Below are 11,749 nucleotides of genomic sequence, written 5' to 3'. Positions count from 1 at the left end.
GGTTCGTCATCAATCTGAAAGGAGCGCAGTGCGCTCCTTTCCAAACTTTTGTGATGATTAAATCATCATACCGCCAAAGGCAAAGCCTAAGGCAACAGCGGTTGTAATGGTAACGACCCCTGGGATGAAGAATGGGTGATTGAATACCCACTGCCCAATTCGAGTTGAGCCAGTGTCATCCATTTCGACAGCGGCCAATAATGTTGGGTAAGTTGGCAGAACAAATAAAGCGCTTACTGCCGCAAAAGACGCCACGGCTGTTAATGGTGCAACGCCAATCGCTAATGCCGCTGGCATCAAAGCTGTGGTGGTCGCACCTTGCGAGTAAAGCAACATTGATGCGAAGAACAAGGTAATGGCAAGCATCCATGGGTATTGCTCAAGAATGTGTGCCGACAGGTCTTTGATTTGGTCGATATGGCTTGAAACGAAGGTATCACCAAGCCAAGCAACACCAAGCACACACACACATGCGCTCATGCCGGATTTGAACGTTGCGGCGTTAGCGATGTTTGAAGCATCGATTTTGGTGATCATCACAATAGCGGTGGCAGCGGTCAGCATTAACGCCATAATGGCTTGGTTTCGACCTATCGCGGGGTTTTCAATTAAACCCACAGCGTTTGAAATCATCGTGGCGTACGCAACAACCGCAACAATGGCCGCAAAGAAGATATAAACGGAGGTTTTTGCTGTCGGTAAGATTTCACGCTTTTGCGTACCTTGCATCTTGATCAGCCCTTTCGCAAGACGTTCCTGATAAATAGGATCATCCTTTAGCTCGCTGCCTAGGAAGTTAGACACAAATGCACCGACCATACACGCTACGAACGTAGTTGGAATACACACCGCCAACAACGTTAGGTAACCCACTCCTAGTGGTTCCAGAATGCCAGAGAAAAATACCACTGCCGCTGAAATGGGTGAAGCGGTAATGGCGATTTGAGAAGCCACCACGGCAATAGAAAGTGGGCGCGATGGGCGAACGCCTTGCTCTTTTGCCACTTCAGCGATCACCGGTAATGTGGAAAATGCTGTGTGTCCCGTTCCGGCTAACAGTGTCATTAGGTAGGTAACTACTGGGGCATAAAAGGTAATGTGTTTTGGGTTCTTTCTAAGAAACTGTTCAGCCAGATCAACCAACCAATCCATACCGCCAGCCACTTGCATTGCAGCAATCGCAGTAATAACCGATGCAATGATCAAGATGACATCGACAGGAATATTGCCAGCTGGGACACCCATTACCATAGTTAACGCAACGACACCTGCACCACCAGCGAAGCCAATGCCGATGCCTCCGATTCTTGCTCCTAAATAAATAAAGAGCAGGACTACTAACAACTCGACCATAATCATACGTCGTACCTTATCTTAAATTCCAAGTGGAAAATCCCCCTTTTATTGAAAAAAGAAGGATAAAAATCAGCATAAAAATTTATAGAATGCTGAAAACGGCGCAGACTATAGCAGATGGCTAGGTGTAATAGGACTGATATAAAACAAACTTGTGCTAATTGGCGCTATTGTCAGCAAACATTGTCAGCAAAACTCATTAGGCAGAAAACAAAATGGGACCACTGGTCCCATTCATTTAGTTAAATCGTTTGGCTTTGTACTTAGGGTGCATGAGGTTTTCTACTGAGAAGATATCGTCCAATTCTTCTTCTGTTAGTAAGCCTCTTTCTAGCACCACATCCCTTACGCTTTTACCTGTCTCTGCACAGATTTTCCCTACGATATCGCCTTCATGGTGACCAATGTACGGGTTGAGGTAAGTGACAATGCCAATAGAGTTATAAACATAGCTTTCGCAAACGTCTTTATTGACGGTAATGCCATCGATGCACTTATCGCGCAAGTTAACGCAGGCGTTGGTTAGAATTTCCAAAGATTCAAACATACTTTGGGCGATAACCGGTTCCATCACGTTGAGCTGTAACTGTCCGCCTTCAGCCGCAAAAGAGACGGTGTTGTCGTTACCCAAAACCTTGAAGCACACTTGGTTAACCACTTCAGGCACAACAGGGTTTACTTTGGCAGGCATAATGGATGAGCCCGCTTGCAGTTCAGGTAGATTGAGTTCGTTGAGACCAGCGCGAGGCCCTGAAGACAGCAGGCGTAAGTCATTACAGATCTTAGACAGCTTCACGGCGAGTCGTTTCAAAGCACCGTGTATCATCACGTACGCGCCACAGTCTGAGGTGGCTTCAATTAAATCTTCCGCTGGAACACAGTCGAGCCCAGTTACTTGCGCCAAATGTTTGATCGCAGACGCTTGATAGCCTTCCGCAGCGTTTAACCCTGTGCCGATTGCCGTTGCGCCAATGTTGACTTCTAATAGCAGTTTAGAGGTGTACTGAAGGTTGCGGATTTCTTCATTTAAGGTCACCGCCCAAGCGTGAAATTCTTGTCCAACCGTCATTGGCACTGCATCTTGCAGCTGAGTTCGACCCATTTTAAGGACATCATTGAACTCTTGGCTTTTCAGTTCAAATGCTCCCTTAAGGTACTCAATCGCGTCCACTAGTTTGCTTACGCTGTTATACACGGCGATGCGAAAACCTGTTGGGTACGCGCAGTTGGTCGATTGGCTTTTATTGACATGATCATTCGGGTTAATGAATTCGTATTGCCCTTTTTCTTTGCCCATCAATTCCAGCGCGAGGTTAGCTATCACCTCATTGGTGTTCATGTTTACGGAGGTGCCAGCACCGCCTTGAAAGACGTCTGATGGAAATTGATCCATGCACTTACCCGTTTCTAAAATGGCATCACAAGCTTGAATAATAGGGTTGGCGACTTCAGACGGAATGACACCGAGCTCTTTATTTGCCAATGCGGCGGCTTTCTTTGTCATCACCATACCGCGCACAAATTCTGGGACATCAGAGATGGTGGCACTGGAAATATTGAAGTTTTCGATGGCTCTTAGCGTGTGAATACCGTAGTAGGCATCAGAAGGAACGTGACGTTGACCGAGGAGATCTTCTTCGATACGCGTCGCAGCATGAGTTGAGGTGTGATTAAGATCGAACGTCTTAGTCATAACAGGATCCTTAGACTTTTATTGTAAGTATTGATGTTGAATTAGCCACATCTGTTTTTAAGAATCCATTCATCAGAGTATACGGCTGTAAATCGGTCCTGATGTTGTGTCCATAGTATCGAATTGGTGGCATAAAAATAGTAGCCCGATCACCTTTTGAGTCATTGAGTTGTCAACATTTCTTACAGAAGTTAACTGGGATCACAACATAAGTTTGAGGTAAGCAATTGTTGTTTGTTTAGCAAAGCAATACACTGACTGTAATTGCAACAGGAGGACTTGTGTTTCCGATACTTTTACTGCTTTTTATTGCCGTTCCAATCATCGAGATTGCCTTATTTATTCAAGTAGGCGGTTTTTTAGGTTTTTGGACGACCATAGGCTTAGTTTTACTGACGGCGTTTGTCGGTGCGACATTGGTTCGCAGCCAAGGGCTTCAAACACTGATGTCTGTTCAAAATCGGCTTCAGCAAGGTGAGTTACCTGCTCAGCAAATTGTTGAAGGTGTCATGCTGGCTGTGGCTGGTGTGCTTCTTCTTACTCCAGGGTTTATGACCGATGCGCTAGGTATGCTTGTGTTATTACCTGCACCGCGAGCAATTATTGCCAAGCAGTTGATGAGCAAAGTAAAGGTTCAAAACTTCGGAAATGGTGGTGGCTTTCATGCGCAAGGCGGTTTTCATCAGCAGAACCCATTTGAGCAAGATCCTTTCCAGCGCGGTGATTCTTCTCAGGGAAATACGTTTGAAGGGGAATACCAGCGTAAGGATGACGACGACCGTAATCGCTTAAATTAAGCGCTAACCTTATGGTTTAAAGCTCATTGATGACGAGAAACAAGAAAGATGAAGGTGATTGCCTTCATCTTTTTTTGTATCTGTTGTTAGATAGAATACAGTTGTTAGATAAAATACAGCTATAACGCGCCTTCAAACCCAAGCTGGCGCCATGCTTCAAACGCAATAATGGCTACCGCGTTAGACAAGTTTAAACTGCGGCTGTCTGGCATCATAGGAATTCGGATGCGTTGTTCCATTGGAAGGCTTTCAATGAAGTCCGCTGGGAGCCCACGTGACTCGGGGCCAAAAATCAGTACATCGCCATCTTTGAATTTCGCGTCTACGTGGTGCCCTGTGGTTTTTGTGGTACACGCAAACAAGCGGTAATCTTCACCGCGCTCTTCCATGTATTCGATGAATGCTTCCATGTTTTCATGGCGCTTTACACGGGCAAGATCGTGGTAATCCAAGCCAGCACGTCTTACTTTCTTCTCTTCAAAATCAAAACCTAATGGTTCGATCAAATGGAGGTTTGAACCACAGTTGGCGGACAAGCGAATGATGTTGCCTGTATTAGGGGCAATTTCAGGCTCAAATAAAACGATATCCAGCATGACAAATCTTATGAATGAGTTGAGTGAAGGGCATTATGGAGGAAGAAAAAAGAGCAAGCAAGGCGCTTACTCTTTCATACTGTAAGGCGTTATGTCGCCTGACGTGCAATATTACTTAGCTAGTGCTGCTGCGTAGTTTTGTGCAACGGCATCCCAGCTCACAACATTCCACCAAGCATCAATGTACTCAGGGCGACGGTTTTGGTAGCTGATGTAGTAAGCGTGTTCCCATACGTCTAGTGCTAGAACAGGTTCACCGCGATCAGCCGCTACGTCCATTAGAGGGTTGTCTTGATTGCTGGTTGAAGTAATAACCAATTTGCCATCTTTTACGATCAACCAAGCAAAGCCAGAACCAAATGTGTTGATTGCAGCTTGAGCAAATTGCTCTTTGAACGCATCAAAGCTGCCGAATGTTTCTGTGATCGCTTTGCCTAGATCGCCTTGTGGTTCACCACCAGCGTTAGGCGCCATGCAGTTCCAGTACACAACGTGGTTGTAGAAACCGCCACCGTTATTGCGAACGGCTGGTGCTTGGCTTGAGATAGAATCAAAAATGGTCTCTAGAGATTGGTTCTCTAGGTCAGAACCTTTGATTGCTGCGGTGAATTTGTCAAAGTACGTACGGTGGTGCTTGCTGTAGTGTACTTCCATTGTTTTTGCATCGATGTACGGTTCCAGTGCGTCGTATGCGTACGGTAGTTCTGGGAATGTGTGTGACATTATTACTCTCCTTATTGTTACGTAATAATGTAATGATAATTGTTATCGTTATCAACTTGTGAATAGTAGGGATATATACCCAAAAGGCATATAAATTCAATTTTTTGAGATTATGAATGTTCGCTAACGGGCAATCGGATAGACATTTTCAGCCCCCCAAGAGAGCTGGGTTGTGCTTTGATGGTTCCATTATGCTGCCGAATCGCGCTCTCTGTGATCGCCAAGCCTAAACCTGCCCCTCCGGAGTGCCGATCTCTGGCGGTTGAAACTCGGTAGAAAGGTCGGAAAATGTCTTCCAGTTCTTCTTTTGGCACACCGTTACCATCATCATCGACGTCAATCTGTAGTTCACTGCCATTAAGTACAATCGATACTTGTATGTTCTGGTTACCATAATGAATGGCGTTTCGAACGATGTTTTCCACCGCACTCATTAATAAATTGGGATTACCGTAAATGTAGGTATTAGGTAAAGGGTTATCACGCTCGGATTCATGATGGAAAGAACCATAACGCAGCACTTTGCCTTTTTGATCTGCTTCAAATTGCGCGTCTTTTAATATCTCTTCCCACAGATCAACAACAGAAAGACGTTCTCTATTTTCGTGGCTGTGCACTTGCATACGTGACAGTTCCAAGAGTTCGCTGATCATCTGCTCTAAACGTTCGGCTTCGGTATCAATGCGCTTAAGCTCGTCACTCTCTCCCTGTTTTCTGGTTGCGAGTGCATTCGTCATTCTCAGTCGAGTAAGGGGGGAGCGAAGTTCGTGAGAAATGTCCGATAACAACCTTTGTTGACCTGTGATCATTTGATCAACTGCTAAAACCATTTGGTTAAAACTGGCTCCCGCTTGTTGAAATTCTCGGGTGCCTTTTTCTAAATCAGGATCGGCGACAAACTCTCCTTTAGCGACCCGCTTAGCGGCTTTTTCCAAACGTCGAGCAGGCTGGCTAAGCGCCCACGCAAGCCAGAGTAAAAGAGGGGTGCTAGCAACCATAACAGCAAAAAGTAGCTGAAAGGGTTTGTCGAACAGTTGAAGTAAAAAGGGTGGTGTTTGATTCCATTTCATGGCGTTGAATAGCAATACGTCTTGGTTTGCTATTTTTGCTGGGAATGGACCTGCCACCATCATGCGGCCATACAATTTTTGCTGGGGCTGAATTTGGGTTAAATCCAGTTCAGTGATGTAATTTTGCATTGCTTTACGAATCGGACCTCGCTCTCGGGTAATCAAATTTCCCTCCAAGTCAGTCAGATAAATCAAAGGGCGTTTTCCATGATGCTTTCCCCCTCTATTTGTTAGTTTTCTTGCGACAGCCTGAATGTTCGGATGATCAGAGTATTTTTCTTCTAGTTTGCTGATGGATTGTTTAACACGTTCAAAATGATCTTTAGGAATGTCATGAGGTTGGCGTGGATCCAGAAAGGGTAAGATTAAAACAGCGATCAATACCAGCAACATCGTAAGCCAGAAAATGGCAAAAATTCGCCCATATAAACTAGAAAAAAGACGCAACCGCATTACCCTGCCTCCACCAGCATGTACCCACGACCACGTAGCGTTTTAATTCGAGGTTTGTTGTCGCTCAGTAGTGGGATTTTTTTGCGAAGGTTTGATACATGCATATCAATCGCGCGATCAAACGGTGCTAAGCGCTTACCCAGCACGTCTAAACTGAGCATCTCTTTGGTAAGCGTTTCTCCTGGGTGTGCAATAAAGTGGCTGAGCAAGGCAAACTCTGTGGTGGTGAGATCGAGCAGAGCATCTCCACAATAAGCTTCTTGTTTACCTGGGAAAACTTTCAGATCTTGATAAGCAATGCACTCCGGATCTTTGCTGGTATTAGCATCGGATTGTTGAGTGCGCCGCAATATAGCGCGAATACGTGCCATCAATTCACGATCAGAGAATGGCTTAGGTAGGTAGTCGTCGGCACCTAATTCAAGCCCAATGACTCGGTCTATTTCTTCGCCTTTGGCTGTGAGCATCAGTACTGGAGTTTGCCAGTTTTCACGTAATTTCTTAAGCATCTCCATGCCATTGAGCCTAGGCATCATGATATCCAGAAGAATTAAATCGACACTTTCATCCACTAATTCAAGCCCGACTAAACCATCGCAGGCTTGGCTTATTTGAAAGCCTTCAAAGGTCAAAATATCACTGAGTAGGCTGGTCAATTCTGTATCGTCATCCACTAATAGTATATGTGCCATTGTTGCCTCACTTACGGTTTTTCTGTCTTCATGATACTCACATTTACGGTGTAACCAGAACTCTTTACGTTGATTTACGCTTTCTTCACGTTGCTTTACAACCCAGTTCGTATTCTATCCTCAAGCGCTGCAAAAGCAGCACAGCACACAAAACGAATTCCAATGACGAATCGAGGATACAATTATGAAACTAGCAAAAAAAATGGTTCTAATGGCAGCGGCACTTCCTTTAGTTTTAGGCAGCGCGAGTGCATGGGCTTTTGGTGGTAAAGGGCATCATAAAGGGGGGCACGATTTCGGCGGAAAGTGCGGTATGGGCGTGGACAAACGTGTGCTTCGCCAGCTTGACTTAACCGACGATCAGAAGTCGCAGCTCAGCCAATTGCGAGAAAATGCCAAAAATAATCGAAAAGGCAAATCAGAAGAAATGTTCGCCAAGATGCAATCGCACCAGCAAAACATCCAACAATTGATTTTGGCTGATACATTCGATGAAAATGCAGCGCAAGAGTTGGCCGCAAAAATGGTAGATGCCCAAACGGAAAAGCGTGTAAAAATGCTGGAACAACAGCATAAAGCCATGAGTATCTTAACGGCAGAACAGAAGGTCAAACTTCAAGAATTACAACAAGAGAAAGCTGCTAAGTGTGCCGAGAAATTTGCTGAGCGTCATCAAGATGACTAGGGTCTGTTGACCTTTCGAGATGATTTTTGCAGCAATTTGTGGGTGATTTATACAAGGCAGAGCTTATTCGGTGTAGTCGCTCTACATCAATGAGCGATAACGCAGTAGAAATAAGCCACAAATGCTGCCCGAAGGGTTCGACTAGGCGTCCCCGTTCCCATGCCTTTTACTCTTTGTTGCAAGGTATTTGCTTAGAAATACTTTTGTTCTTAAAGAATGGGCTACACACCTTGCGCCGCGATTAAAAGGCATAGAACTCGAACAAAATTTAACCACGAAAGGTCAACAGACCCTAAGTAAACAAAGCTTACATACGCGACGATAGCAGCCTTCATGGCTGCTTTCTTTTTGTATATAAAACTGCCCTTGACTATGCTCAAAGTAGCTCGATAGTTAGAGGGAATATAAGACAGTGCGGAAAATAGCCCTACCAATAATTGTTTGCTTGTATTTTATGATTTCTCAAACCGTTGGTGCCACTGAATCAACATGTGTGTTGAAAATGGGGTATCGCACCAATGAACGCTTACCCAATATTGCAAGAGCGCCAGATAACTCGGGTCTATATCTAGATTTGTACCAAAAAGCAGCAAGGAAAGTGGGCTGTGAGCTACAGATCACTCGTCTTCCAAAAAACAAAGTGGTCAATTTGTTAAAACGAGGTGAAGTCGATTTCTATCCCGGTTTCAATTTAACTAAAAAACGATCTTCATTCGCTTATTTTATCGAAAATGGTTTACCGGGAGGTGATGTCGGTATTTCACGTGATGATATGGCGGAGGTTACCCAGCTTGAACAACTAAAAGGTAAAGTACTGCTTCGTGCGAAGGGTTCGCCCGATATCACGAGAGATATCAGGGGTATTGACATAAAGCAGCCGCCTGAAATGACATCCATGCAAGCAATGACGTTTCTTTTAAATAAAAAAGGCGATTTCTATATCTACAATAAGTCGACATTGGAATACTTGTTGAAGCAGCATCCATTGGAAGGGCTGAAATTACACCCAGACTGTTGTGGTGGTGTGTTGCCGCTGTATCTCGGATTTTCTTTAAAGTCGAAATGGTTTAAAGGAATGACAAACCCTAAATATAAAGAAGACCAACCGATCAGTGCGGATAATTACCCGATTCTAATGTCTGTCGAGAGTAAGTCGTATGAATTCTCGCAAGTGCTTAAGAGCATGAAGTTAAACGGAGAAACACGAGCATTGTATGAATACTACTATCATTAGGAAATGATAAGTGTGAGCCATAGAAAGTAAATTTAAGCTAATGATATTTAATGCCTTTTACCGTTATTCGTTCGTTAACAATGTTTTGTAAGAGAGATTTGAGATTTGATTCAGAAATTCGCCACAATCGGGAATTAACTATTTTATACAAGACAGAAATTAAAGTAACGTGACTACATTGAAAGATTATTCCTGACCCGTTTTCCAATGCAAAAATCTGATTATTCCAAACTTGTTACTACTGCGGCTTGGTTGGCAGCTGGGGTTGCTACTTTACTGTTAGTTGTCAAAGTCTCGGCTTGGTGGGTAACCGGCTCTGTGAGTTTGTTAGCCTCATTGATCGATTCATTATTGGATATCGCGGCTTCTGTCGTGAACCTCATCGTAGTGCGTTACTCCCTTCAACCTGCGGATAAAGAACATTCTTTCGGTCATGGAAAAGCTGAATCACTCGCCGCATTGGCGCAGGCTATGTTTATTTCGGGCTCTGCTTGCTTTCTGATTTTGAATGGCGTGGATAGGTTCTTCCGGCCTCATGAACTGCATTCTCCTGAACTAGGCGTGTATGTCAGTATGTTCGCCATACTGGTGACTGGCGGGTTAGTGGCATTTCAAAAGCATGTAGTCAAAAGGACGGGTAGCCAAGCTATTGCCGCTGATTCTCTTCACTATCAATCCGACCTTTACATGAACGCAGCCATCATTGTAGCGCTTGGGTTAAGCTGGTATGGAATAGGGCAAGCCGATGCTGTATTTGCAATTGGGATAGGTGTTTTCATTCTTTCAAGCGCCATTCGCATGGTTTATACCGCAGTGCAATCTCTGCTAGACAGGCAGCTTCCAGATGATGAAATTGAAGACATCCATTTAATCACATGCTCAGTCAAAGGGGTGTTGGGTGCCCATCAAATACGGACTCGAATGTCTGGCCCTGTTCGTTTTATCCAGCTTCATTTAGAGTTGGATGATCACATGCCGCTGATTGAAGCGCATCGCATTTCTGACGAAGTTGAACAAAAACTGATCGAAAGATTCCCAGAAGGTGACATTCTGATCCATCAAGATCCAATTTCTGTTGTGCCATGGGCGAAAAATAAACAAAACGAGCATGAGCCGGGAAATTCTCAGGTTTAAATCACTGAGGAACGGCTGCTGTTAAGTTAATTATTACGAACCGTGAAAGAAAGAAGACAAATGGAAGATAATTAGCTATCTTTTGTGCAAACCACACAAACCACTATTGAACGTGATGTGAATCAACAAAGTTTGATAGCATAATTGTAATACTCTTTCATAAGTAGAAAAGTTTCAATAATTCGTTATGTGCGCCGTGTGGAGCGGAAATGTAACATAACGTGAATAAGATAAGATTTCGCCGAGAATGGCATTTAGAATTAGAGATTAGATTCCCAGATATCAGAGGGTGAGCATGATTAAGAAGATCGGTGTTTTGACAAGTGGCGGTGACGCACCAGGCATGAATGCAGCAGTTCGTGGTGTTGTTCGTACGGCACTTTCAGAAGGGCTAGAAGTGTACGGTATTTATGACGGTTACTTAGGTCTATACGAAAACCGTATCGAGAAATTAGATCGCTGCAGTGTATCTGATGTGATCAATAAAGGCGGTACCTTCCTTGGTTCAGCTCGTTTCCCAGAATTTAAAGAAGTAGAAGTTCGCGAGAAAGCGATCGAAAACCTGAAAGAGCACGGTATTGAAGCCCTAGTTGTTGTTGGCGGTGACGGCTCTTACATGGGCGCGAAAAAGCTGACCGAAATGGGTTACCCATGTATTGGTTTGCCGGGCACGATTGATAACGATATCGCTGGTACAGATTACACCATTGGTTACTTAACAGCATTGAATACTGTTATCGACGCCATTGACCGTCTGCGTGATACGTCATCTTCTCACCAGCGTATTTCGATTGTAGAAATCATGGGTCGCCACTGTGGTGATTTGACGTTGATGTCTGCAATTGCTGGTGGTTGTGAATACATCATTACGCCAGAAACAGGTTTGAGTAATGATGAGTTGATTGCCAATATTCAAGACGGTATCAAGAAAGGTAAGAAGCACGCAATCATCGCTTTAACTGAGCTGATGATGGATGCTAACGAGCTTGCTAAAGAGATTGAATCTGCTACTGGACGCGAAACTCGTGCGACAGTATTGGGGCATATCCAACGTGGCGGTCGTCCAACAGCATTTGACCGTGTTCTTGCATCTCGCATGGGTAACTACGCTGTTCACCTTCTACAAGAAGGTCATGGCGGTCGTTGTGTGGGTATTCAGAAAGAACAACTTGTTCACCACGACATTATTGACTGCATAGAGAACATGAAGCGTCCAGTACGCGATGACTTGTTCAAAGTTGCGAAAGAGTTGTTCTAATACTGAACATTCAAGACTAACTTACTTAATAAAAACCGCTGACTTTTCAGCGGTTTTT

The 11,749-nt window shown here is 44.3% G+C and carries 11 protein-coding genes; 5 read left to right on the top strand and 6 right to left on the bottom strand.

What is annotated here, in order from left to right; genetic code table 11:
• Positions 1 to 57: 57 nt before the first annotated feature.
• Both CW749_RS06730 and aspA read right to left on the bottom strand, forming a co-directional pair.
• Positions 58 to 1,359 carry an anaerobic C4-dicarboxylate transporter gene (locus CW749_RS06730; RefSeq protein WP_101111256.1) on the bottom strand — a complete coding sequence of 434 codons (1,302 nt, stop codon included), beginning with the start codon at positions 1,357 to 1,359 and terminating at the stop codon, positions 58 to 60.
• Positions 1,360 to 1,594: 235 nt separating this feature from the next.
• A complete protein-coding gene (aspA, locus tag CW749_RS06725; protein WP_101111255.1) occupies positions 1,595 to 3,049 on the bottom strand; it encodes an aspartate ammonia-lyase in 1,455 nt (484 codons plus the stop codon).
• A 281-nt stretch (positions 3,050 to 3,330) separates the two neighbouring features.
• Here aspA and CW749_RS06720 point away from each other — a divergent pair, with 281 nt between their 5' ends.
• Entirely contained in the window at positions 3,331 to 3,846 is a 516-nt protein-coding gene (locus CW749_RS06720; protein WP_101111254.1) for an FxsA family protein, read from the top strand.
• A 119-nt stretch (positions 3,847 to 3,965) separates the two neighbouring features.
• Here the strand turns inward: CW749_RS06720 and CW749_RS06715 are convergent, their stop codons facing one another.
• The 4 genes from CW749_RS06715 to CW749_RS06700 all read right to left on the bottom strand — a co-directional run bounded on the left by CW749_RS06715 (position 3,966) and on the right by CW749_RS06700 (position 7,380).
• Positions 3,966 to 4,442 (bottom strand): tRNA (cytidine(34)-2'-O)-methyltransferase, encoded by a 477-nt coding sequence (locus CW749_RS06715; RefSeq protein WP_101111253.1) that lies wholly within the window; start codon positions 4,440 to 4,442, stop codon positions 3,966 to 3,968.
• Positions 4,443 to 4,553: 111 nt separating this feature from the next.
• Complete coding sequence (locus tag CW749_RS06710; RefSeq protein WP_101111252.1) at positions 4,554 to 5,165, bottom strand: superoxide dismutase; 612 nt, start codon at positions 5,163 to 5,165, stop codon at positions 4,554 to 4,556.
• Positions 5,166 to 5,275: 110 nt separating this feature from the next.
• Positions 5,276 to 6,688: an envelope stress sensor histidine kinase CpxA gene (cpxA, locus tag CW749_RS06705; RefSeq protein ID WP_101111251.1), complete on the bottom strand. Its 1,413-nt coding sequence runs from the start codon at positions 6,686 to 6,688 to the stop codon at positions 5,276 to 5,278.
• On the bottom strand, positions 6,688 to 7,380 hold the full coding sequence (locus CW749_RS06700; protein WP_101111250.1) for a response regulator: 693 nt from the start codon (positions 7,378 to 7,380) through the stop codon (positions 6,688 to 6,690). Before CW749_RS06700 ends, cpxA begins: the two co-directional genes overlap by 1 nt.
• A gap of 184 nt (positions 7,381 to 7,564) precedes the next feature.
• Here CW749_RS06700 and CW749_RS06695 point away from each other — a divergent pair, with 184 nt between their 5' ends.
• From CW749_RS06695 to pfkA, 4 genes are all read left to right on the top strand, one after another.
• On the top strand, positions 7,565 to 8,065 hold the full coding sequence (locus tag CW749_RS06695; protein ID WP_101111249.1) for a CpxP family protein: 501 nt from the start codon (positions 7,565 to 7,567) through the stop codon (positions 8,063 to 8,065).
• Positions 8,066 to 8,519: 454 nt separating this feature from the next.
• Positions 8,520 to 9,299 (top strand): transporter substrate-binding domain-containing protein, encoded by a 780-nt coding sequence (locus tag CW749_RS06685; RefSeq protein WP_237322347.1) that lies wholly within the window; start codon positions 8,520 to 8,522, stop codon positions 9,297 to 9,299.
• Positions 9,300 to 9,506: 207 nt separating this feature from the next.
• Entirely contained in the window at positions 9,507 to 10,433 is a 927-nt protein-coding gene (gene fieF / locus CW749_RS06680) for a CDF family cation-efflux transporter FieF (protein ID WP_101111248.1), read from the top strand.
• 295 nt (positions 10,434 to 10,728) lie between these two features.
• A complete protein-coding gene (gene pfkA / locus CW749_RS06675; protein ID WP_101111247.1) occupies positions 10,729 to 11,691 on the top strand; it encodes a 6-phosphofructokinase in 963 nt (320 codons plus the stop codon).
• Positions 11,692 to 11,749 lie beyond the last annotated feature (58 nt).

The organism is Vibrio sp. vnigr-6D03, from assembly GCF_002835515.1.
Lineage (GTDB): Bacteria > Pseudomonadota > Gammaproteobacteria > Enterobacterales > Vibrionaceae > Vibrio > Vibrio penaeicida.
The sequence above is the reverse complement of the archived record's forward strand: the minus strand, read 5'-3'. Positions and strand labels throughout refer to the sequence as shown.

What these genes read in the sequence shown, in the direction of transcription:
- CW749_RS06730 (WP_101111256.1), bottom strand. Translation starts at nt 1,359, where the DNA reads ATGATTATGGTCGAGTTGTTAGTAGTCCTGCTCTTTATTTATTTAGGA.
- aspA (WP_101111255.1), bottom strand. Translation starts at nt 3,049, where the DNA reads ATGACTAAGACGTTCGATCTTAATCACACCTCAACTCATGCTGCGACG.
- CW749_RS06715 (WP_101111253.1), bottom strand. Translation starts at nt 4,442, where the DNA reads ATGCTGGATATCGTTTTATTTGAGCCTGAAATTGCCCCTAATACAGGC.
- CW749_RS06710 (WP_101111252.1), bottom strand. Translation starts at nt 5,165, where the DNA reads ATGTCACACACATTCCCAGAACTACCGTACGCATACGACGCACTGGAA.
- cpxA (WP_101111251.1), bottom strand. Translation starts at nt 6,688, where the DNA reads ATGCGGTTGCGTCTTTTTTCTAGTTTATATGGGCGAATTTTTGCCATT.
- CW749_RS06700 (WP_101111250.1), bottom strand. Translation starts at nt 7,380, where the DNA reads ATGGCACATATACTATTAGTGGATGACGATACAGAATTGACCAGCCTA.
- CW749_RS06695 (WP_101111249.1), top strand. Translation starts at nt 7,565, where the DNA reads ATGAAACTAGCAAAAAAAATGGTTCTAATGGCAGCGGCACTTCCTTTA.
- CW749_RS06685 (WP_237322347.1), top strand. Translation starts at nt 8,520, where the DNA reads ATGATTTCTCAAACCGTTGGTGCCACTGAATCAACATGTGTGTTGAAA.
- fieF (WP_101111248.1), top strand. Translation starts at nt 9,507, where the DNA reads ATGCAAAAATCTGATTATTCCAAACTTGTTACTACTGCGGCTTGGTTG.
- pfkA (WP_101111247.1), top strand. Translation starts at nt 10,729, where the DNA reads ATGATTAAGAAGATCGGTGTTTTGACAAGTGGCGGTGACGCACCAGGC.